Origin of the sequence: Ruegeria conchae, from assembly GCF_000192475.1 — a bacterium.
Taxonomy (GTDB): Bacteria; Pseudomonadota; Alphaproteobacteria; order Rhodobacterales; family Rhodobacteraceae; genus Ruegeria; species Ruegeria conchae.
The window spans coordinates 96,405-119,035 of sequence record NZ_AEYW01000023.1 but is presented as its reverse complement, the minus strand read 5'-3'; the positions used below and the strand labels follow the sequence as shown (position 1 = coordinate 119,035).

19 protein-coding genes are annotated in these 22,631 nt (G+C 55.4%); 6 read left to right on the top strand and 13 right to left on the bottom strand.

What is annotated here, in order from left to right:
* Positions 1 to 47: 47 nt before the first annotated feature.
* From G7G_RS0120510 to G7G_RS0120480, 8 genes are all read right to left on the bottom strand, one after another.
* A complete protein-coding gene (locus G7G_RS0120510; RefSeq protein WP_010443347.1) occupies positions 48 to 1,259 on the bottom strand; it encodes a saccharopine dehydrogenase family protein in 1,212 nt (403 codons plus the stop codon).
* A gap of 14 nt (positions 1,260 to 1,273) precedes the next feature.
* Positions 1,274 to 3,163 carry a biosynthetic arginine decarboxylase gene (gene speA, locus G7G_RS0120505; RefSeq protein ID WP_010443346.1) on the bottom strand — a complete coding sequence of 630 codons (1,890 nt, stop codon included), beginning with the start codon at positions 3,161 to 3,163 and terminating at the stop codon, positions 1,274 to 1,276.
* A 102-nt stretch (positions 3,164 to 3,265) separates the two neighbouring features.
* A complete protein-coding gene (locus G7G_RS0120500) occupies positions 3,266 to 4,351 on the bottom strand; it encodes a DUF1513 domain-containing protein (RefSeq protein ID WP_010443345.1) in 1,086 nt (361 codons plus the stop codon).
* A gap of 3 nt (positions 4,352 to 4,354) precedes the next feature.
* Positions 4,355 to 5,365 (bottom strand): imelysin family protein, encoded by a 1,011-nt coding sequence (locus G7G_RS0120495; RefSeq protein WP_010443344.1) that lies wholly within the window; start codon positions 5,363 to 5,365, stop codon positions 4,355 to 4,357.
* A gap of 3 nt (positions 5,366 to 5,368) precedes the next feature.
* On the bottom strand, positions 5,369 to 6,859 hold the full coding sequence (locus tag G7G_RS0120490; RefSeq protein ID WP_010443343.1) for a di-heme oxidoreductase family protein: 1,491 nt from the start codon (positions 6,857 to 6,859) through the stop codon (positions 5,369 to 5,371).
* A 16-nt stretch (positions 6,860 to 6,875) separates the two neighbouring features.
* Complete coding sequence (bfr, locus tag G7G_RS0120485) at positions 6,876 to 7,361, bottom strand: bacterioferritin (protein WP_010443342.1); 486 nt, start codon at positions 7,359 to 7,361, stop codon at positions 6,876 to 6,878.
* On the bottom strand, positions 7,309 to 7,602 hold the full coding sequence (locus tag G7G_RS24060; RefSeq protein ID WP_010443341.1) for a (2Fe-2S)-binding protein: 294 nt from the start codon (positions 7,600 to 7,602) through the stop codon (positions 7,309 to 7,311). Before G7G_RS24060 ends, bfr begins: the two co-directional genes overlap by 53 nt.
* Before the next feature lie 128 nt (positions 7,603 to 7,730).
* Entirely contained in the window at positions 7,731 to 8,999 is a 1,269-nt protein-coding gene (locus G7G_RS0120480) for an imelysin family protein (protein WP_010443340.1), read from the bottom strand.
* 272 nt (positions 9,000 to 9,271) lie between these two features.
* Here G7G_RS0120480 and G7G_RS23785 point away from each other — a divergent pair, with 272 nt between their 5' ends.
* On the top strand, positions 9,272 to 9,766 hold the full coding sequence (locus G7G_RS23785; protein ID WP_158005284.1) for a ZrgA family zinc uptake protein: 495 nt from the start codon (positions 9,272 to 9,274) through the stop codon (positions 9,764 to 9,766).
* A 6-nt stretch (positions 9,767 to 9,772) separates the two neighbouring features.
* Here G7G_RS23785 and G7G_RS0120470 read toward each other — a convergent pair whose 3' ends face one another.
* Together G7G_RS0120470 and G7G_RS0120465 are read right to left on the bottom strand one after the other, a co-directional pair.
* Complete coding sequence (locus G7G_RS0120470) at positions 9,773 to 11,083, bottom strand: GH1 family beta-glucosidase (protein WP_010443338.1); 1,311 nt, start codon at positions 11,081 to 11,083, stop codon at positions 9,773 to 9,775.
* A 1-nt stretch (position 11,084) separates the two neighbouring features.
* The gene (locus tag G7G_RS0120465; protein WP_010443337.1) at positions 11,085 to 12,116 is read right to left on the bottom strand and encodes a LacI family DNA-binding transcriptional regulator; all 1,032 of its coding nucleotides are present in this window, start codon (positions 12,114 to 12,116) and stop codon (positions 11,085 to 11,087) included.
* Positions 12,117 to 12,329: 213 nt separating this feature from the next.
* On the opposite strand from G7G_RS0120465, the gene G7G_RS0120460 reads away from it, so the two are divergent.
* The 5 genes from G7G_RS0120460 to G7G_RS0120440 all read left to right on the top strand — a co-directional run bounded on the left by G7G_RS0120460 (position 12,330) and on the right by G7G_RS0120440 (position 18,670).
* Positions 12,330 to 13,685 carry an ABC transporter substrate-binding protein gene (locus G7G_RS0120460; protein WP_010443336.1) on the top strand — a complete coding sequence of 452 codons (1,356 nt, stop codon included), beginning with the start codon at positions 12,330 to 12,332 and terminating at the stop codon, positions 13,683 to 13,685.
* 65 nt (positions 13,686 to 13,750) lie between these two features.
* Positions 13,751 to 14,758: a carbohydrate ABC transporter permease gene (locus G7G_RS0120455; RefSeq protein WP_010443335.1), complete on the top strand. Its 1,008-nt coding sequence runs from the start codon at positions 13,751 to 13,753 to the stop codon at positions 14,756 to 14,758.
* A 12-nt stretch (positions 14,759 to 14,770) separates the two neighbouring features.
* Positions 14,771 to 15,919 (top strand): carbohydrate ABC transporter permease, encoded by a 1,149-nt coding sequence (locus tag G7G_RS0120450; protein WP_010443334.1) that lies wholly within the window; start codon positions 14,771 to 14,773, stop codon positions 15,917 to 15,919.
* 9 nt (positions 15,920 to 15,928) lie between these two features.
* Positions 15,929 to 17,584, top strand: coding sequence for an alpha-glucosidase (locus G7G_RS0120445; RefSeq protein ID WP_010443333.1), 1,656 nt, complete (start codon positions 15,929 to 15,931; stop codon positions 17,582 to 17,584).
* Positions 17,585 to 17,587: 3 nt separating this feature from the next.
* Positions 17,588 to 18,670: an ABC transporter ATP-binding protein gene (locus G7G_RS0120440; RefSeq protein ID WP_010443332.1), complete on the top strand. Its 1,083-nt coding sequence runs from the start codon at positions 17,588 to 17,590 to the stop codon at positions 18,668 to 18,670.
* A 666-nt stretch (positions 18,671 to 19,336) separates the two neighbouring features.
* Here G7G_RS0120440 and G7G_RS0120435 read toward each other — a convergent pair.
* The 3 genes from G7G_RS0120435 to G7G_RS0120425 are packed head-to-tail and all read right to left on the bottom strand — an operon-like array spanning position 19,337 to position 22,622.
* The gene (locus G7G_RS0120435) at positions 19,337 to 20,848 is read right to left on the bottom strand and encodes a mannitol dehydrogenase family protein (RefSeq protein WP_010443331.1); all 1,512 of its coding nucleotides are present in this window, start codon (positions 20,846 to 20,848) and stop codon (positions 19,337 to 19,339) included.
* A complete protein-coding gene (locus tag G7G_RS0120430) occupies positions 20,848 to 21,621 on the bottom strand; it encodes an L-iditol 2-dehydrogenase (RefSeq protein ID WP_010443330.1) in 774 nt (257 codons plus the stop codon). Before G7G_RS0120430 ends, G7G_RS0120435 begins: the two co-directional genes overlap by 1 nt.
* A complete protein-coding gene (locus G7G_RS0120425) occupies positions 21,618 to 22,622 on the bottom strand; it encodes an ABC transporter ATP-binding protein (RefSeq protein ID WP_010443329.1) in 1,005 nt (334 codons plus the stop codon). The genes G7G_RS0120430 and G7G_RS0120425 overlap by 4 nt, the downstream gene beginning before the upstream one ends.
* Positions 22,623 to 22,631 lie beyond the last annotated feature (9 nt).

Below are 22,631 nucleotides of genomic sequence, written 5' to 3'. Positions count from 1 at the left end.
TTTGGGCCAGATGAAACAGTGTGGTCGCTCAGACCGGCCCTGAGGGATCAGAACTCGACCGGGCCGTCGAGCTCGTGGACCTGCCACGGCAGGCCGTGTTCGTTCAGCATGTCCATGAAGTTGTCTGGATCCAGCTGTTCCATGTTCCAGACGCCGGGCTGCACCCAGTTGCCTTTCAGCACCTGTGCGGCACCGATCATCGCGGGTACGCCGGTGGTGTAGCTGACGGCTTGGCTGCCGACCTCGGCATAGCATTCCTCGTGGTCGCAGATGTTGTAGATGTAATAGGTTTTCTCACCCGAACCGTCTTTGGCCTGGCCCGTGGCGATGTCGCCGATGCAGGCTTTGCCTTTGGTTTCTGCACCCAGGTCACCGGGATCAGGCAGCAGAGTTTTCAGGAATTGGATCGGGATGATTTCCATGCCGTCATGCATCACCGGATCAATGCGGGTCATGCCGACATTCTCCAGCACTTTGGCGTGGGTAATGTAGGCATCGCCGAAGGTCATCCAGAAGCGGGCGCGTTCGATTTCGGGGAAGTGGGTCGAGAGTGATTCCAGTTCCTCGTGATACATCAGGTACATGTTTTTCTGACCGATTGCAGGGAAGTCGAACTCGACCTTATGGGTCATGGCGGGGGAATGTTTCCATTCGCCGTTCTCCCAGTGACGTACTTCGGCCAGCACTTCGCGCAGGTTGATCTCGGGGTTGAAGTTAGTGGCGAATTCCTGATCGTTCGAGCCGCCATTAGCGTCCAGCACATCGATCTGACGAATGGTGTCCAGCTTATGTTTCTTCAGCCAAGTGGCGAATACGCTGGTCACGCCCGGATCGAAGCCAGAGCCGAGGATGGCTGTCAGACCGGCCTCTTTGAACTTATCCTGATAGGCCCACTGCCAATGGTATTCGAACTTGGCCTCATCCTCGGGCTCATAATTTGCGGTATCCAGATAGTGGATTCCGGCCTCAAGGCAGGCGTCCATCAGCACCAGATCCTGATAGGGCAGAGCGAGGTTCACGAGGATTTCTGCGCCGGTTTCCTTGATCAGCTTGACCGTGTCTTCGACCTTGTAAGCGTCCAGTTCGGCGGTCTTGATATCGACGCCCACACGCTCTTTCACCGCCTTGGCGATGGCGTCGCATTTGGATTTTGTGCGGCTGGCCAAGGTGATTTCGGTAAAAATGTCCGAATTCATCGCCATCTTGTGCACTGCAGCGTGAGATACGCCGCCCGCGCCGACAACCAGTGTTTTGCCCATGGTCTGTCTCCTTTTTATTCGTAATAGGTGTAGCCGTTGATCGAGTCGCGATAGGCGCTCATCAGGGTTTTGCGGTCCTTGGCTTTCAGAGTACCGGTCGAGATCGCCTCGTCCACCATTTTACGGAAGGCGGCGACGCAGTCCTGTGGGTCGAATTCCACGTAAGACAGGACCTGGCTGATCGTGTCGCCCTCTTGTTCGTGCAGCAGATCAAAGCCTCCGTCAGCACGCAGGTCGATGGTGACGACGTTGGTATCGCCGAATAAGTTGTGCAGATCGCCCAAGGTTTCCTGATAAGCGCCAACGAAGAAGACACCCATGAAATACTCATCATCTTCGGGCAGGGAATGCACCGGCAGACTGGGTGAGACACCGTCGGCCAGAATGAACCGGTCGATCTTGCCGTCGCTGTCGCAGGTGATGTCTGACAGAACGGCGCGGCGGTCAGGCGTTTGGTTCAGGCCTTGTAGTGGGACGATGGGGTGAAGTTGATCGATGGCCCAAACGTCAGGAAGGGATTGGAACAGCGAGAAGTTGCAGTGGTAGATATCGGCCACTTTCTCTAACTGGTCGTCCACATCCGACTCCAGATCATCGCTTGCAGCCAGAGACTTGAGGCGGGCCATAAGCGATAGGTAGATCCGTTCAGCACGGGCCATCTGGCGCAGGTCGACATAGCCTCGCCGGAAGAGCGCGCGCAGCTCGTTGCGGTAGAAGGTGGCGTCGTTCCAGCATTCCTGCAGCCGATCGCTGCTTAGATAGCCATGAACTGCAGCGAGGTCCGAGACCATATGATGATCATCAGCTTCGACTTCGGGACCGGTCGGGGCGTCGTAAAGCGTGCTCTCCAGAACATTAAAGACCAGCATCGAAGATGTGGCCACGACGGCCCGCCCGCTTTCAGTGATAAGCGTAGGATGATCGATTTTAGCTTCGTCCATGGCATAGGCCACAGTTTCGACCACGTTGGCGCAGTATTCTTCAACCGTGTAATTGATTGAATTTTCTGCGGCTTTCTTTTCGCCGGTATAGTCCACACCCATACCTCCGCCCAGGTCCAAATGGGTGAGCGGTACGCCTTCGTGCGTGAGTTCAGTATAGTAGCGGCACGCCTCGCCTACAGCGCGGCGCACGTCGTTGACGTCCTGTACCTGCGAGCCCAGATGTGAGTGCTGCAGCTTCAGGCAATGCAGCAGGCCGGCGTCGCGCAGCTTGTCCACTGTGGCAACCAGTTGGTCGGTGTTCATCCCAAAGGCGGATCGGTCGCCTGAGCTTTCTTCCCATTTGCCGCTGATCTGATTGGTCAGCTTGACCCGTACGCCGATCAAGGGCTCGATGCCAAGCTCGTTATAGACCTGGATAACCGTGTCAGCCTCTTTTGGGCTTTCCAGAACGATGACCGTATTGAAACCAATCTTGCGGCTGAGGATTGCGAGCTGGATGAACTCGGCGTCCTTGACGCCGTTGCAGACAATGAGCGCCTCAGAGGCCAAGCGGTGGGCCAGCGCGACGACCAGTTCGGGTTTGGAACCGGCCTCAAGCCCATAATTGTATTTCTTGCCGAACTCGACGATACGATCGACGACCTGAGCCTGCTGGTTCACCTTGATCGGGAAAACGCCGCGATATAGGCCTTTGTAGTCCACGCGCTTGATTGCGTCGCGGAAACTTTCATTCAAATGCGCGATCTCATGTTCCAGATAAGACGCCACACGTAGCACCATCGGCGCCTTGATACCCCGATCATCCAAATCACTGAGGATACCCGGCAGGCTAATCGCAGTGGCATCAGGAACCATCGGATTACGTAGACCGATCTCGCCCTGATCCGTCACCTCAATGAGGCCTTTGCCCCATTTCTCAACCCCGTAGATGGAATGCGGTGCGATGGGCGGTTGTTTCAATCAGGTTTATCCTTGGAATCAGGGTGCAGGTTTCGCGCCTGCCAATACGGTAGCGGTTCGATTCGTCCAAGCATAAACTGCGAATCGGATTCTCGCTGCGTATTAATCGGTTGTTTGGATTGGGATCAAATGGTTGTCCCATTGGCAATCCTGCCGAGACGAGATTTTGGCGTGCGCGGCATTCAGAGACCCAAAGGCACCGGTACCGGTGGTGAATACCAAACCTTCTGCGCCAGCGCCTAATCCGCAGACGTCCTCAAGCGTGTAGGCATTCATTAAAGCACCGCTCGTCACATCGAAGCGATGTAGCGTGTTGCCTCTGGGGCAGGTTATTGCAACTGAATGTCCATCGGTGGAGAACGCGATGCTGCCAGCATACCCCTGCAAGTCGCTTTGCTGTCTTTCAGGGGCGGAAAGCAGGCGAGGGATTTCGCCAAGTTTGTGCAAGCCCAACAAGGGTGGGTGCTTGATCTGATTGCCCTGCCATTGCATCGCGAAACCCACAAGACCATCGCTACGCACAGCAAGATGACGGATTGAGTTTTTGTGCTGCGCGCCGGTTAGCTCCACTTTTGCCAATACCGAACCCGATAGGTCGACATAGGCGAGATTGGGCAACATTGTAGGCAAGTTAAGCTTCGTTCGGCCGGTATCGGGGTGGGTTTCGATACCGCCATTGGCGATAACTAGCATGTCACTGCCGGGCATCAGCCTTATGTCGTGTGGACCAACGCCGCCCGAGGCGAACTCTCCGAGCCGAACAAAGCTGTTGGCGTCCCAAACGCCTATAACACCTTCTGCGGCTTCATATTTGTTCTCGGTCGTGAAGAACCGTGTGCCATCGGCCGAGAATGTGCCGTGCCCGTAGAAGTGGCGGCCCTTTGGGGCTGTCAGTCGTTTGATGACGTGGCCGCTTTTGCAATCGATCACAATGGCGAATGTGCCCGGACGGCGTGCAAAGGCGACAGCTTGTGCTTTGGACGGATGGGCAGCCGCAGCATGGCCTCGTGCGGGCAGAGGGATCGAGAACAAGATGGCGCCTGCGTTATCCAGCCCGGAAAGCCGATAGCTGCCATCGGGGAATAGCCCGGCGGCAAGATAAACAGGCGCGCCCACTGATGACCAGCCGGATGCGGGCGTCAGGCTGGCAGCGGCGAGACCTGCAAGGAAATTGCGCCGGTTGGTCAAAGTTCAGTCTCCGTCCAGCGAGTTGAAGCCAGCACTGATGCCGAGCGTTGGACCAAGCTCGATTGAGGCGATCTCGCGAATCTTGTGGATCGATTGTTGCAACGCTTCGACCCGGATGCGGCCCAGTGGTGTGTCGACCTTGGCAAAGGCGGGGTCATCCAGCGACTGAGCCCGATCTATTGCCTGTGCAAAGGCTGTATCAAGATCAGCTGCGATTTCGGGGTGGTCGAAGGACAGGCGGGCGGCCATATCGCTTAGCGCGATCAATGATAGCTCCACATGGCGCAATGATCGCTTTGACCGGCGCGCTTCGGCGCGGTTTGGACGAGGACGTTCGAATGTACCCAAGGGGCGACCGAGCCGCGTATCAGCGGTGAATTCTAGGCCCGTTGTCAGCGCCCGGTACAGTTCCTGCATCGCCTCATCGCCCGAGCGATAGGGGCTGTCGTCGCCCGGCTGGGTCAGATTTGGTGCGAAACTCTGCCAATCGGCGTTCATTGCATCTGCATTCCGATCAATGTCGGTAGCGATGGCGCGGATCAGCGCGCAGCGATAGGCGACGTTACCTTGTTCGGCCATGGCTGGATCGTACAGCATTCGTTCAAGCGCCAGAAATCCGCGCCCGGCAATCGACGTTTCGGCATATGCGGCAGGCGACTCGACAGCTGTGTCTTCGTCTTTGATGTGCCGGGACAGGGTTTTTGGTGTGAAACCTTTGGTGTCGGGCCAGAAGGCCATGGCAAAGGCCCGATCATCTGTCTCGGTTGGACCGAATCGCAAATGACTGGCTGAGATCCAGCTATCGAATGCTGCAGAATAGGCTGCGCGCAGGGTATCCGATTGTGGCTCACAATCGGCCTGCACGGTGGTGGCCAAGGTGTCGGTCGCATCCGCCAATTGCGCAAAGCGCGGCAGAATATGTGTTTCAGTCACATCCATCAGAATCGGCGCGCGATCCTGCGCATAGGCGCCGAATGGGATCAACAAAGCGGTGAATAGGGTAAGGCTTCGCATCAATTACAGGCTCTCTAGAAATTGGATCAGCGCATCACGGTCAGCTTTAGGCATTGATACCACCGTGTCGCGGGCGGCTTGGGCTTCTCCGCCATGCCATAAGACAGCCTCGAGCAGAGAGCGTGCCCGACCGTCGTGCAGGAATTGGGTGTGGCCCGAGACACGTTCTGTCAATCCAATCCCCCACAGCGGTGGAGTACGCCATTCTCGGCCCGTGGCGCGGGCCTCGGGGCGGTTATCGGCCAGTCCTTCACCCATGTCGTGCAGCAGCAGGTCAGTGTAGGGCCAGATCAATTGAAAACTGTGTTCGGTTCGGTCGGGCATTCGATGGGTAACATAGACAGGTGCGTGACAAGAGGCACAGCCAGATGTGTGGAATACTTCTTTGCCGCGCAGAACCTGTGGATCATCAGTCTCACGCCGGGCGGGGACACCCAAATTGCGGCTGTAAAAAGCGACGAGATCCATGCCGATTTGGTCAATCTCAAACCCGCGCACATCAGAGTCACCGTGCGGGGCATCTATGCAGTTGGTCTGCAGTTCGGTACAATCGCCGAAGGGGGCAGGGTAAAGCGGGCTAGAAATGCCAATATCACCCGAAAATGCTGCCGATGATTGCTCCATCACCGTAGGCATTCCGGCCTTGTGGCCAAAGCGGCCCATCATCGGTTCGCCAAATTCTAACGACCACACGATGTTTGGTCGCCCCGATATCCCGTCGCCATCTTCATCATCAGGATCGGCCCGTGCCAACAGGTCCTCAACCGGGATGGATTCGAGCAATCCCAAGCCGATCATCTGTGGCGCGATTCGGGGGCTGAGCATGGCGTCGGGATGCAATCGGCCATACCCCAAGTCGGCCGCATGGTAGGTCGGGCGGCGAAGCGAAGCAATTTCACCGTCGGACAGCTCGATTGGGTCTTCTTCGTATGTGATGCTCAACCGATATTCTGCCGGACGGCCGGCCAGTGCGAAATCCTGCATCTGCCCGCCATAAATTGGGTCGGGCAAGGTGGCGATATAGTCCTCAATCTTGGCAGGAGCATCCTCTGGGTTGCCGGGGATCGAGACCCTCAGAAACATCGAGACGGCGTTGTCATCCGGTCCATTAGGTGTATGGCCCCGTCCATCCTTGATGTGGCATCGCTGGCAGGAGCGGGCGTTATAGAGCGGCCCTAGCCCGTCTGAGGCGAGTGTTGAGGAGGGCGATGAGACCCAGATTTTCTTGAACAATCCATTGCCTACTTTGAAATCCAGTTCCTGTTCGAAACTAATGTTGGCGGAGGGCTGAGAAAACGCATCGGCATCGGTACGAACGCGTACAGTCGCCGCGCCAGCGGATAATTCTTCGAACCGCTGGGGTGCACTGAACTTTTCGGGTGAGGCTGTCACCGCAGCAATCCGCGCACGCTCTTCGTCTGTTCTGGGAATGAAGTTTAGATGTGGGTCCCTTAGCTCGGTCGCGAGGGAGGGGGTGGCCGACAGTGCGGCCACCGATGCCAGGGCGAGCCTACTCGCCCTCGTCCATGGTTGATGCGTTGAGTTGCGCATAGTTGGCTTCGCCAATCCTTTCATAGAGGTCGAGCTGCGTTTCGAGAAAGTCGATATGGTCCTCTTCATCGGACATCAATTTCTCAAACAGAGACATCGACACGTAGTCGCCGGCATCCCGGCAATACTCGCGCGCTTCCTTATAAAGAGCTCTTGCATCAATTTCGGCTGCCAGATCGCATTCAAGAGTTTCCTTGGGTGTCTGGCCGATCCGCAATGGATCAAGTTTTTGCAGGTTGGGGTGACCTTCGAGAAAAATAATACGTTCAATCAGCTTGTCCGCGTGCTCCATCTCTTCGATGGATTCTTCGCGACTTTTCTTAGCCATATGGCCAAGCCCCCAATCTTCCTGCAGGCGATAGTGCAACCAGTACTGGCTAACAGCCGTCAGTTCATGCCGCAGTGATTTGTTTAGATATTCGATAACCTTGGGATCGCCTTTCATGTGACTTCTCCTGTGATGCTCCGGACCGCAATGTTCGAAGCTGCATGGGGACTTCCAGATTATCGTCAGAACGCATTGTGTCTAGGAAAAGAGGCATACATCCGCCGCAATCCGCTGATTTACCAAGGGCATGATAGATCTTGCCAGGGGTGATTATGGTCTGCGGGTCTGCGGTGCGCATCCAACTGATCGCGGCGCGGATGTCGTGGTCTGAGATATTGGTACAGTGGCATATAATCATGGCGACTCAGCCTGATTTCGTTATTCTTAGTGAAATAGTTGGTTTTTAGTTTTGCGTCCAGTGTCAAGACGCCACACCCATTTCGTAGAAGGGGCAGAGCGCAATTCCATCGCGCCCGGCCATAGCGTTTAATGGAATACCGCGTCAGGATTATCTAGGCTGTCCGAGCCTTCGAACTCGATCTGGTCAAGTTCCAGCAGAGTCACGATACGTTCAATGGTTTTGGTTTGGTCGATCAGTCCATTCACGCCACCCATGATCAGAGCTTCACCGCCTTCGTTGCCGCGCTCCAGCATCTGATCATAAGCAAAACCAGCCTCGGCAGTCGACTTGATGTTGCCCAAAGCTTTCATGGTGCTCGCGAGCTTGGCTTTCATCTCTGCATCCAACGACGGATCGGTTGCGACAACCAGATCGGACAACGATGCACCAGATACGGGAGTGCCATCAATGCGGGTGTAGCTTCCCAGATACACGTTCTGGATGCCCAGACCATCGTAATAGTGGCTGTTATGGGTGTTGTCGGCAAAGCAATCATGCTCTTCTTCGGGATCGTTCAGCATCAGGCCCAAGCGCATGCGTTCACCCGCCTGTTCACCATAGGACAGCGAGCCCATGCCGGTCAGGATTGCACTTACACCGGCAGTCTCGTCTGCTGCCAGTGCGGCACGCGCATCACCGCCTTCTGCCCACTGGGCCGTCATCCATTCAAGATCGCTGATCAGCAGATCGGTTGCGGCGCTCAGATACTGGGCCCGACGATCGCAATTACCGCCAGTGCAGCCGTCACCGTCTACATAGTCGGTGTAAGGACGGTTGCCTGCACCCGCCTCATGACCGTTAAGGTCCTGGCCCCAAAGCAGGAATTCGATGGCGTGATAACCGGTCGCGACGTTTGCTTCGATCCCGTCAGCTTCGTGCAGCGTGTCCGACAACAGGGTCGGAGTGATATCACTGGCGTCGATGGTTTGGCCAGATAGTTCAAAGCTGGGGTTGGCGATGACGTTCAGCACGGCGAACTCGTTCTCATCGCTCGGGCCTCCGTACGACGCGTCCACATAGTCGATCAGGCCTTCGTCCAATGGCCAGGCATTCAGTTTGCCTTCCCAGTCGTCGACGATAGCGTTGCCAAAGCGATAAACCTCGGTCTGCTGATAAGGCACGCGCGCGGCGACCCATGCGGCGCGGGCGGCGTTCAGCGTGGCATCAGACGGGTCAGCGATCAGAGCGTTGACGGCAGCTTGCAGCTTCTTCGCGGCAATCAGGCTGTCGTCAAACTTGGCTTCCGCGATGTTGGCATAGGTGCTCAGAATATCTGCTTTAGACGGGGCGTCGGCGACAGCTGCACCTGCGATGCTCAACGTAAGGGCGCTGATCGCAGTGAATAATTTGGTCATTTGGAATTCATTCCTTCTCAACGGGTTCGGTTCCCGCACAGGTACGGGGTGGACGTGGAAATATCTGAGTTAATCAGTCAACAAAGTCAACCTGACTTTTATTGTCAGATATAAAGTCTGAATTTGCCTCCCCATATCTGGTGGGGTTGAAATGCATGTAAGCCAATTGCGCAGGAGGGTAATTAGACTAAAATAATACGAGATTTGTTTGTTTAATGGTGTTTGAGATGAAATGCGCGGCAGTACTGTTAATGCTCTTGCCAACCATACCAATGGCTCAAAAGTTGGCTGCGGTCGAAGCGCATACCCACGGTGTTGGGCGAGTGGCAATATCAATGGATAGTAATGAGTTCGCCGTGATTCTTGCGGCCCCGGGCATGGATGTTGTGGGCTTTGAGCACTCAGCAGAAAACGACGAAGAACGGGCAGAAGTTGCGGCCGCGATATCGGATTTCTCAGAACCGTTGAGGTTGTTCAATTTGCCATCAGAAGCTGGATGCGAAACCGCGTCTGCGAATGTGGCTCTTGTTGGGGTTGGTTTTGGGCAAGTGGATGACAAAACCGAAAATCACACCAGAGAACACGCCGAATTTCAAGCGGACTATGTGTTGGAATGCGAGGAAATAGATTTGGTGACGTCGATCCGGTTCACCTATTTTGAATTATTTCCCGACGCTCAGAAACTGGACATCAGTTTGATTTCGGTCGAAGGCGCCTTCAGCTATACGGTGTATCGCGATCAGCCGGTGCTGACCCTGCAGGACTAGTGTGCGTTAGTTTTGCGTCAACGCGTTTTTCAAGGCAAAATATGATGCTTTGGGTGTTCGCTCCAACGTTTTGAAATCTACATCGACCAGTCCAAAGCGTTTTTCATACCCCAGCGCCCATTCGTAATTGTCCAGTAACGACCAGACAAAATATCCTTTGATCGGCACACCGTGATCCAAAGCCCGACGCACTTCAGCCAGATGTTGATCCAGATAATCAATTCGATCCTCATCCTGTTGGCGCTCAACGCTCGCCATACCGTTTTCAGTGACATATATCGATAGATCGCCCGTGTAATCGCGTGCAGTTCGGATCAAAAATCGCGAAAGCGCCGAAGGATCAATTTCCCACCCCATCTGCGTTTTGGGCAGCGGGCCTGGAACCTCTTTTAAAGCGGGCCAGGCCGAGTCAGAGTGTGTAATCAGCTTGCGCGTATAGAAATTCAGCCCGCACCAATCGACCGGACTGCCGATGGTCTCAAAATCGTCCTGCCAACCCTTGGGTAAGTGCGGTGATAAACCCTCCAGAACATTCTCGGGGTAAGATTTGTTAAAGACCCCGCTCAAGAAGAACCGGTTGTAGATCCCGTCATATAGCGCCGCCGCAGATTGTGCTTCGGTGCTATCATCGGCGGGTTCCGACCATTCCAGATTGAACACCGCACCCAGATTGGACATACCCAATCCACGCATAACCTCGATTGCGCGACCATGGGCAAGCAAGACATGATGCATGGCACGGGCAGTGGCGCGGATATCACGCAAGCCAGGGGCATGTTGGCCCTCGAAATGACTGAGCCAGCTTACGCACCAGGGCTCGTTGATGGATGCCACGCTGAACATGCGATCGCCGATACGGCCCATGATGATTTCTGTAAAATCAGCGAACCAATTCGCGATATCTCGGTTTCGCCAGCCGCCTAAGTCAGCAAGCGGCGAGGGGAGTTCCCAGTGATACAGCGTTGCGCAGGGTTTGATGCCGCGTTCAAGTAGGGCGTCAACTAAACGATCATAGAAATCAAGGCCTTGTTGATTGGCTGGCCCGCGTCCCTCGGGCAAGATTCGAGCCCAGCTGGTCGAGAAACGATAGCAGTCGAACCCAGCGTCCTGGATCAGATCCAAATCCTGTTCATATCGATTGTAGTGGTCGCAGGCCAAATCGCCGTTTTCAGCGTTTACGACGTTTCCCGGAGTGGCCGCAAAACTGTCCCAATGGGTCTTTCCTGCGCCACCCTGAGCATGACCCTCAATCTGGTAGGCCGACGTTGCAACGCCAAACTGAAAATCTACCGGAAAATCCGAGCGTTTGTGTTTCATTTCACATCCTTTGTGGAGCTGGACCGGTTGAGCTGCCAACAACAAGCTCGGCCTCTAACAGGCGTGTTTTGGGTGGGTCGTTGGGGGCGTTGATCCGTCCAATCAGCATTTCAGCAGCCAACTCTCCGGCATGTCTGACCGAGGACCGCGTGGCGGTGAATATCGGTACATCTATGCCGTTGCGCATGTAGGACAGTTCGTCATCGTGCGCGATGACTGAAATATCCCGCCCCATCTTCAGGCCGCGATTTTCCAGGGCCCTCCGGACACCAACGGCTGAGATGATTGACGAGGCCAGAATGGCCGTCGGCGGATCGCCCAGATCCAGCATGTCGCAGGCGGTTTGATGCCCGTAAATTTCTGTCATCTCGGCGCTGCGCAACAGCTCCGGTGCAATCTCAATTCCCGAGTGTTTCAACGCTGAGACGTATCCATTCCGACGGCGCTGAGCAAAGTCCATCTCTTCCAGCCCGTTGATCAGTGCAATGCGCCGGTGGCCGAGATCGATCAAAAATTGTGTCGCCCTCTCGAATGAGCGCTGATTGTTCACGTCGATCCAGTCGTAAGGAACGTCGGCACCCGTAGAACGACCATGTACAATGAACGGCACCCCCATTTGCGACAGGGCGGATATCCGCGGCTCGTTGACTTTGGGGCCTTGAAGCACGACGCCGTCCACGACCCCTCGGTTGAACAGGCTTCGATAGGAGTCTTCGACTGAGGTGTCAGGCGCGTGCGTGAACATCATATCATAGTTATTCTGTGCGTAAGTGCGCGCAGCACCTGCAACAAAATCACCAAATATCGGATTGACCATCTCGTGCTGAGAAGAGAACGGGATCACGTGCCCAATTACCATGGATCGCCCTGTCGCCAGTCCTTTGGCGCGGCTATTTGGGCGGTATCCGTGTTTAGTAGCGGCAGCCTGAACCCGGATACGCGTTTCCTCATTCACTTCGGGATAACCGTTCAGCGCTCGGCTGACGGTTGTCTGTGAAAGACCAAGAATCTCTGAGAGTTTCTTTAGGTTCATAGCATTCAAAGCGCTTTCAAGTTGCGGTCCTATTGTTTTGTTTGGAATTTCAGGTTCCGTCAACCCGTTTTGATATTTGAGCCTAATAACTCAATATTACGGCAACTATTTGCGAGATGTTGACAGACTCGGAATGTTAGCGGATAAAGTGATCTATCCAAAGCGCTTTGAAAACGAATCTTGTTTGCGCCGTAAAGTCTGGGAGGAAAATTCATGAAACGCTCGCTTTATGCAGGTGCGGCAGTGACCGCTCTGCTGGCAGGGACCGCGTGTGCCGAAGACTTGGCCTTCACACCTGGTGAAGGGCCGTTCAACTGGGATAGCTATAAAGCCTGGGCTGAAAGTGCGCCTGATCTGAGCGGTCAGACCGTCACTATCGCTGGTCCTTGGTTGACACCGGAAGATGGTTATTTCAACAACATGACTGCCTATTTCGAGGCGGCGACCGGCGCGGATGTGATCTACACTGGCTCTGACAGTTTCGAGCAGCAGATCGTTATCGATGCCGAAGCGGGTTCCGCCCCGAACATCGCCGTATTCCCTCAGCCCGGACTGGCGGCGATCATGGCCTCCAAAGGACAACTAACGCCTTTGGGTAAAGACATGGCCAGTTGGGTTGGCGACAACTATGCGGCCGGAAATTCATGGGTTGACCTGGGCACCTATAAAGATGCCGATGGCAATGACCAGATGTACGGCTTCTTCTACAACGTGAACGTCAAGTCTCTGGTTTGGTACAACCCGGAGAATTTCGAGGATGCCGGGTACGAAGTACCAACGACCATGGAGGAACTGAAAGCACTGACCGAACAGATCGTCGCTGACGGTGAGACACCTTGGTGCATTGGTCTAGGATCGGGTGCCGCCACGGGCTGGCCAGCGACTGACTGGGTGGAAGACATGATGCTGCGCACGCAGCCACCTGAAGTTTATGACCAGTGGGTGACAAATGAGATACCGTTTGATGATCCACGCGTGATCGCCGCAATCGAAGAATTTGGCTGGTTTGCACGCGATGACGCGAAGGTTTCTGGTGGGGCAGGGGCCGTGGCCTCGACTGACTTCCGCGACAGCCCCAAAGGCATGTTCTCATCGCCGCCGCAATGCTACATGCACCGTCAGGCCTCGTTCGTTCCGGCCTTTTTCCCCGAAGATGTTGAGTTCGGTCTCGATGCAGACTTCTTCTACATGCCGTCTTTCGCCGACAAAGACTTGGGTAACCCGGTTCTAGGCGGTGGTACGCTGATGGCCGTCAGTGATCCCTCGGATGCGACTAGCGCGTTCATGGAGTTCCTGAAGCAGCCAATCGCGCATGAGGTGATGATGGCGCAAACCGGTTTCCTGACCCCGCATAAAGGCGTGAACACCGAAGCCTACAAGGACGATACTCTGCGTGGTCTGGGTGACATTCTGTTGGGTGCGACGACCTTCCGCTTTGATGGATCTGACCTGATGCCGGGCGCCGTGGGTGCGGGTACATTCTGGACCGGGATGGTCGACTACACCGGAGGTAAATCTGCCGAAGATGTCACCAGCGAAATCCAGTCGTCCTGGGACGCACTCAAGTAAACCACTGAACCTTTGGGCAACCTATCATTCAGGTTGCCCGGAACCCTAGCAAGGGAGAGGACGCCATGAATCCGGCAATTCAGGGCCTGCTAACAATCGTAATCGGTGTGTCGGGATGCGTGGGCTATTTCTATCTGTCCAACCAGTTCTTGGATAAGGTCCTGTTTCCTGCGCGTGGTCCTAATGCGGGGCGTAATATCAACTGCGCGAACATGATCCGGCCCTGGTTGTTCCTGCTTCCCGCGATCCTCGCGCTTGGGGTCTATCTTGCCTATCCGGTGTTCGAAACACTGCGCCTTTCGCTGACCGATCGCGTAGCCGGTGGCGGATACGAATGGGCGGGTTTCGATAACTACTCCCAAATGCTCGCCGAGCCCAAATTCTGGGAGGCAATGCGCAACAACATGCTTTGGCTGATTGTTGTGCCTGCGATGTCCACTGGCTTTGGCCTGTTAGTCGCGCAGCTCACGGATCGCATTCGTTGGGGCAATGTCGCTAAGTCGCTGATCTTTATGCCGATGGCGATTTCCTTCGTGGGTGCCTCGGTGATCTGGAAATTGGTCTATGACGCGCGCCCACCCGATCAGGATCAGATCGGCGTTCTGAACGCGATCTATATCTTCTTTGGTGGAACCGAGACGCATACTTGGCTGACGCTTCCATTCTGGAACAATTTTTTCCTGATGATTGTGCTGGTCTGGATTCAAACCGGCTTTGCCATGGTCATCTTGTCTGCTGCCTTGCGCGGTATCCCGGAAGAGACCATTGAGGCCGCCATTTTGGACGGGGCCAACCCGTTTCAGATTTTCTTTAAGATCAAAGTGCCACAGATCAAGACCACGATCATGGTGGTTTGGACCACCATTACAATCGTTGTGCTCAAGGTCTTTGACATCGTCTTTGCCATGACCAATGGCCAGTGGGAGACGCAGGTTCTGGCCAATTACATGTACGACAAGATGTTCCGCGCCAATGACTGGGGCGTGGGGTCGGCATCCGCCATGGTGATCATGTTGCTGGTGACACCGATCCTGATCTGGAACGTGCGCAATGCGCGCAAAGAAATGCAGTAGGAGGTTGGGGATATGAGCGATATTGCAGGAACCCGCCCAGCCCTTAGATGGGTTGTACACGCCTCGGTTGTATTGCTGGTCGTACTTTGGGTATTCCCTACGCTGGGTTTGTTGATTTCGTCCTTCAGAACAGGGGATCAAATTGCCAGTAGCGGTTGGTGGCGGGCACTGTTCCCGTCTGAACAAAACCTGACTCTGCGTGCTGCTGCACCTGAAACGCAAGTTTTGCAGGATGGTCTCTATGTGATCGAAGGCAATATCTTCGATGGTGAACGGGCCTCGGACATTTCGCGATGGGGTGTGAATTCGCGCGCGATTGATGCCTTTGCTCCGGGTGAAAAAGCCGAGCTGCGTCGCGGCGGGACGATCACGGTTCAGGCCAATGGCGACTATCGCATGGAAAACACCGAAGAATTTTCGGGTAAGCGCGGCCCCCGGGTCTTTGTGACCACAACTCTGCCACCAGAATTCACCTTCGAGAACTATGCCCATGTTCTGTTCAACGCAAATAGTTCAGACAGTATGGGCAAGGCCTTCTTTAATACTCTGACGGTGACGATCCCGGCGACGATCATCCCGATCCTTGTTGCGGCTTTTGCGGCCTATGCGCTGGCCTGGATGGATTTCCCTGGGCGGGCGCTTCTGATTGCTGCGGTGGTTGGCCTGTTGGTGGTGCCATTGCAATTGGCACTGATCCCTTTGCTGAAGCTGCATCTCAATATCGGCATAGGCAAAGGATATCTGGGTGTCTGGATGGCCCATACCGGGTTCGGGATGCCGCTGGCGATCTATCTGTTGCGGAACTACATGGCCGGGCTGCCGCGTGATCTGATCGAGAACGCGCGGGTCGATGGTGCGACTGAGTTTCAGATATTCACCAAGCTTATCCTGCCGCTCAGCTTCCCGGCACTGGCATCCTTTGCGATCTTCCAGTTCCTGTGGACATGGAACGATCTGCTGGTCGCTAAAGTGTTCCTGATCGATGCCAGCGGCCAGACAACGGTGATGACCAACCGCATCGTCGAGCTCTTGGGCACGCGGGGTGGTAACTGGGAAATCCTGGCCACGGCGGCGTTTGTCTCAATCGCGGTGCCGTTGGCAGTCTTCTTTGCAATGCAGAAATATCTGGTTCGCGGCTTGCTGGCCGGTTCCGTAAAATAAGGGCGTGTGATGAACGTGCAGACTAACGCGACAGCATTTGAAGCAACCAAAGCGGCGTCAGACTGGTGGCGGGGCGGGGTAATCTATCAGATCTATCCGCGCAGCTTTCAGGACAGCAATGGCGACGGGATCGGAGACCTCAAGGGCATCACACAGCGGCTTGGCTATATCGCCTCGCTGGGGGTTGATGCGATCTGGATATCGCCGTTCTTCAAATCTCCGATGAAGGATTTCGGTTATGACGTCAGCGACTACCGCGATGTCGATCCGATGTTCGGCACCATGGCGGATTTCAAAGAACTTTTGGATCAGGCTCATGCGCATGGGCTGAAGGTGATGATCGACCTCGTGCTTTCGCATACGTCGGATCAACACCCATGGTTCAAAGAAAGCCGCGCAAGCCGAGAGAATCCGAAATCCGATTGGTATGTCTGGGCTGATCCCAAGCCGGACGGGACACCTCCGAATAACTGGCTTTCGATCTTTGGTGGCTCGGCGTGGCAGTGGGATGCCCGGCGGTTGCAGTATTATCTGCACAACTTCCTCACGTCACAGCCCGATCTGAACTTCCATTGCAAGGATGTTCAGGATGCCCTGCTGGATGTCGCTCGGTTCTGGTTGGATTTGGGAGTCGATGGGTTTCGTCTGGACACGATCAACTTCTATTTCCACGATGCCCAGCTGCGCGACAATCCCGGCCTGCCGATGGATCAACGCAACGCGTCAATTGCCCCGATGGTGAACCCGTATAACCATCAGGACCACCTCTATTCCAAAAGCCAGCCCGAGAATATCGCCTTCCTAGAACGGCTGCGCGCCCTGACTGACGAATATGAAGGCCGCGCCTGTCTGGGTGAGGTCGGTGACGCACAGCGCGGGTTGGAGATCATGGGGGAATACACCAGTGGTGATAAGCGGATGCACATGTGCTATGCCTTCGAATTCCTTGAAAAGCGGGCTTTGACGGCAGCTTACGCAAAGCAGGTTTTTGACCAGCTTGAGGACAAGGCAGGTGATGCATGGCCCTGTTGGGCCTTCTCGAACCACGACGTGCAACGCCATGCTTCGCGTTGGGGTTTGGACGATGCAGCTGTCCGGCAGCACGCTGTTCTCATGATGTGCCTGCGTGGCTCGGCCTGCCTGTATCAGGGAGAGGAACTGGGTCTTCCCGAGGCGGATGTTGCGTTTGAGGATTTGCAAGACCCCTATGGCATCGAATTCTGGCCTGAATTCAAAGGCCGTGACGGATGTCGCACACCAATGGTCTGGGTCGCGCAGGACGAACAATCCGGGTTCAGCGCGGGTCGCCCCTGGTTGCCGGTCAGTGCCACTCAAGCTGAGCGGGCGGTTGACCGGTTGGAACAAGACCCGGCGTCGATGCTACACCACTACCGCCATGCGATTGCTTTGCGCCATGCGCACTCGGCACTGATGTCCGGCAAGCAGACAGGGATGTCACAAATAGGTTCGGTCTTGACCTTCACCCGCGAGGATGAATCAGAGCAGGTTTTCTGCGCCTTCAATCTGGGTGACGATCCGGTGGACGTGACACTGCCAGAAGGCGACTGGAAAGTAATCGGGGAGATGTTGGGCGGCGTTCGCGGGGAAGGCACGTTGATGTTGAACGCCGCACAATTCTGTCTATTGGCTCGGGAAAAGAGGTAAACCATGTCGGAACTCAAGCTTACAGATGTGGCCAAATCCTATGGCCCGGTCGATGTTCTGAAACATATCGATCTCGAGATTGAGCAAGGCGAATTGATTGTCTTCGTCGGACCATCAGGTTGCGGCAAGTCTACTCTGCTGCGGATGATCGCGGGCCTTGAAAAGATCACGGGCGGAACGCTTGAGATCGAAGGGCAGGTGGTCAATGACGTACCGCCCGCACAGCGAGGCATCGCGATGGTGTTCCAGTCCTATGCGCTTTATCCGCATATGACGGTGCGCGAAAACATGGCCTTCGCGCTCAAGATCGCCAAGTTGCCCAGTGCCGAGGTTGATGCCGCCGTGGAGCGTGCGGCGCAGATCTTGCAGCTTGAGCCCTTGCTAGATCGCCTGCCCAAAGCGTTGTCCGGCGGTCAGCGTCAGCGCGTAGCCATCGGTCGTGCCATTGTTCGCGATCCGAAAGTCTATCTGTTTGACGAGCCGCTTTCGAACTTGGATGCCGCCCTACGCGTAGCTACGCGAATCGAGATCGCTCGTCTGAAAGAAGCGATGCCTGACAGCACGATGATCTACGTCACCCACGATCAGGTTGAGGCGATGACGCTCGCCAGCCGCATCGTCGTTCTGGCCAACAAAGGAATCGCTCAGGTTGGTACTCCGCTGGAATTGTATGAGACGCCTGACAATGAATTCGTTGCGCAGTTCATTGGCTCGCCCGCAATGAACCTGTTGCCGGGTACTATCACCTCGACCGGAGAGACGACGACCGTAACACTGGACGACGGCGGTGTTGCGGTCTCATCCATCCCGACAGAGGCAGCGGATGAAGGCAAACAGGTCAATATCGGCGTTCGGCCCGAAGATCTGGAGATGACTGAGGCCGACGCGATCTACTCAGGTGTTGTGGATTTTACCGAAGCTCTGGGTGAGGTTACATTGCTTTACTTTGCAGCGCCCGAGGGACGAGAGGCAGTGATCGCTAAACTGCCGGGCGTTCAGCGCAATCTGCGAGGGCAAAGCGTATCCGTCACTGCCCCTCCGAAAAAGGTGCACCTGTTCCACAACGGACAATCGATGCGTCGCTAACTGCACGCGGTCGGATGGGGCTAGGCCCAGTCAGGTAAGATTCAATTCGCCTGGCGTGATCGCGACTTAAGATTTGAGTTTGTCTGGTGCTTGAAACCTCGGTTCTCAGCGGCGCATCAAGTTGCTAATTCAACTCCGCGTCCTCACATGCTGGACTGAACGAGCACGATTTCTCTCTCCGGTGCCATTTCGACCGGCCGCTCGACGGATTCAAAGATCAGAGCTGTGATTAGATATTGACCGGACGTGTCAGCGCGCTTTCGCGCATTGGGGTGCGTTGCACTCTAATCTACAGTGGCTGAGGACTGGTACACACTGCGTGTCAGGCACAGATTTTGCCCCTAGGTTTCATTGGTTTTCGTGCATTCGTGGCTGGAGTGGCAGGGTCTATTGTCAACATATTGAAATTTAACAATATAAAGGAATTTTGCTCAATTGGCAGTGCTCGTAAGTCGGTTTGAGTCGAGTTTCGTGTCGCACATTTCTGCTTTTGATCACTTTGGTATTTGGTGCCTTGTCGGTCATTCGATGTTTTGCGGGATCGGAGGGAAGCAGGCTGTGGCTGTAACAGTATTTTTCGAAGGCCGAGTGTCTGAGGCGGACATTGCCGATCCATCCTAAAACAACAATGTGTGTCCGCGACCCATTGATCGAAGTAACGCGAAGTTAGTGCGACAATGAATTGGTCGCGACATACTCAGCTAATACTGCTCGGCTACCACGTTGCCAGATCTTGGTTAGCCACGAGGCAAAGGCGTTGGAAAATTGTGTGCCGCGGTCAAAGTCACCGCTGTACAGACTTTGTTCGAGCCACAGTCCTGGATCGGTTCTGGCAGCCAACGCGGTTTCACATAGATTTTCCCAAAGGGGATCATTCGGGGCGATTTCGGAACCGTCTTCACGAACCCCCGCACACATCCGGCACCAGAATGCTTCGGCCAGCGCAAGCCCAATTACTGAAGAGCCCGATGCAAGTGCATCGCGTAGCGATGGCAGTAGAAATCCCGGATGCCGCGCCGATCCGTCGAACGCGACCCTGCGCGTTGTGTCATGAATCGCTGTGTTTGCAAATCGCCTCTCAACCAACTCAAGGTACTCTTTCGCTGTCGTTTCGGGGACAGCCTCGACATGAGGCAGAATCTCTTCGATCTGAACCGTTCTGAAGAATGCCAGGATGTCCGGATCCTGCATGCAGGATGAAATCGTCGGGACATTCAAAATTTCCCCAACGTTTGCGAGAAGTTGGTGGCCTCCGTTCAAAATGCGGAGTTTCATTGACTCATAGCTGTGAACATTCTGGGTCAGCGTTACCCCAACCTGCTCAAGGGGTGGTCGCCCGGCGCAGAATTCATCCTCGATCACCCATTGACGAAAGTTCTCGTGCGAGACAGGAGCGCGGTCATCCACACCAAGGATGTGGCATTGCGATACCAACTCGTCAGTCGTTGCTGGCACGATGCAATCTACCATCGAGTTGGGAAACGCGCCGTTTTGATCAATCCAGGTGGCCAGATCAGGATCAGACATGCGCGCCAAGCCAACTACGCAGTTCCGCAGGATTGTGCCGTTGCCCTGTAGGTTGTCGCAGCTTAGCGCGGTGAAGGGTTTGAGGCCATTTGCTCGGCGCTGTTTGAGTGCCGCGACTATGGAGCCAAACGCCGTTCGAGGCAGGTTGGGGTTTGCGGCATCGTAGCGGATATCTTGGTGATCGGTGTTAAGCGCACCGGTGTTGGAGATCAGATAGTACCCGCCTTCGGTAACTGTGAGAGAAACAATACGAACGGCAGGGTCGGCCATCTTCCGGATTAAGGCAACATTACCTGCCTCAATCGGTAAATAGTCAACCATCGGACCAATGACCTCGGCGGATGTCCTTGTAGGGTCTAGCTCAATCAACGTGGTCAGACAGTCCTGAGCCAGCAGACGCTCTCTCATCTCCGCGTCGTAGTTTCGTATGCCGGCCCCGATGATCGCCCAATCATGGGCTTGGCCTTGCTGCATTAACTGGTGAATGTACCACGCTTGATGCGCACGGTGAAAATTGCCAAGCCCGATATGGACAATTCCCGGCGTCAGGTCCGAACGCTGATAGGCAGGGTGCCTGACATTAGCGGGCAGGTCTGCAAGGCTGTCGAGTCGCAGTCGCACCGGAGTTTTTGCATTCGCTGCAGGATCCATCAGCTCATCCAGTTTCCGCCGTCTACATTGTAGGTTTGTGCGACGATGTAATTGGCATCGTCAGAAGCCAGAAATACAGCCATCCCGGTCAGGTCATCAGCCCGGCCCATGCGACCATAAGGGACGGTTGCGGCGACTTCGCGTTTCTTTTGGCCGGGGGGTTTGCCTTCGTGTTTTGCGAAGAACGCATCTACGCCGTCCCAGTGTTCGCCATCGACGACACCGGGGGCAATCGCGTTCACGTTGATACCGTAAGATATCAGGTCCAGCCCCGCCGATTGAGTCAGAGAAATGATTGCCGCCTTACTGGCGCAGTAGATAGCGACCAAAGGTTCACCCCTTCGCCCGGCCTGTGACGCCATATTGATGATCCGGCCTCTGGTCCCTTTTTCAATCATGTGGCGCGCGACGGCTTGCATGGTGAACAAGGTGCCAGCAACGTTGATGTCAAAAACGCGGTCATAATCCATGCGCTCGATCTCAACGATTGGTGCGGCGGTGAAGATGGCTGCGTTGTTTATCAAGATATCAATGAGACCGAAATGGGCAGCTGTGTTTGCCACCGCCTCATCTATGCTCTGCAGGTTGGTCACATCCATCTCGATAGCCAAAGCAGCCTCACCGATTTCAGAAGCTGCGTCTCTCGCGCGCTGGATGTCGATGTCTGCGATGGCAACACGTGCGCCCTCGGTGACGTAAGCTTTGGCAAAGGCCAATCCGATGCCTCGCGCAGCCCCGGTGATCAGGGCGGTTTTGCCAGCCAAGCGTGTCATTCGATCCGCAAGCCTTTCGCGTCGAACCGGTGGATTACGTCAGCCCGCGGTGTCATATTAATGCGATCCCCGTGGCGGAAGCCCACTTCGCCATCTGCACGGACTGTGATTGTCTCAGCCAGGCCGGTCTCTTGGACGTGAAAGAAGGTGTCCGAGCCAAGGTGCTCAGAGACGCTGACCACTCCTGACCATTCACCATCGGTCTCGGAAACGGTGATGTGTTCAGGACGGATGCCGATGGTTTGAGCGCCGTGCTTTGCCGCCTCGGGGCCTTCGATGAAGTTCATTTTAGGCGAGCCGATGAACCCTGCAACAAACAGGTTGCGCGGCGTCCGGTACAGCTCAAGCGGGCTGCCGACCTGTTCGATCACACCGGCCTGAAGAACGACGATCTTGTCGGCCATTGTCATCGCCTCAACCTGATCGTGGGTCACGTAGATCATCGTGGTCGCCAGGCGTTCGTGAAGTTCGCTGATCTCCAACCGCATGCCAACGCGCAAGGCTGCGTCGAGGTTCGAGAGAGGTTCATCGAACAGGAACGCGGCGGGTTCGCGTACGATAGCCCGGCCTATAGCAACGCGCTGACGCTGCCCGCCCGACAATTGCCCCGGGCGCCGGTCCAGATAATCGGTCAGGTTTAGGACGCTCGCGGCACCTTCAACACGTTTGTCGATTTCGGCCTGATCCAGCTTGGCCATGCGCAGGGGAAAGGCGATGTTTTTGCGCACCGTCATATGCGGGTACAGAGCATAAGACTGGAACACCATGGCCAGACCACGTTTGGCGGGCGGCACGTCTGTTGCATCCGCGCCATCAATGTCGATGGAGCCCGACGTGATATCCTCCAGCCCTGCAATGAGCCGCAGCAGAGTGGACTTGCCGCAACCCGAGGGGCCGACGAAGACGGTGAATTCTCCGTCTCCTATGGTCAAGTCCAGCGGTGGAATGACCTCAACGTCGCCGAAGCTTTTGGTCACTGACTTGAGTTGAATACGTCCCATAAGTCGTCT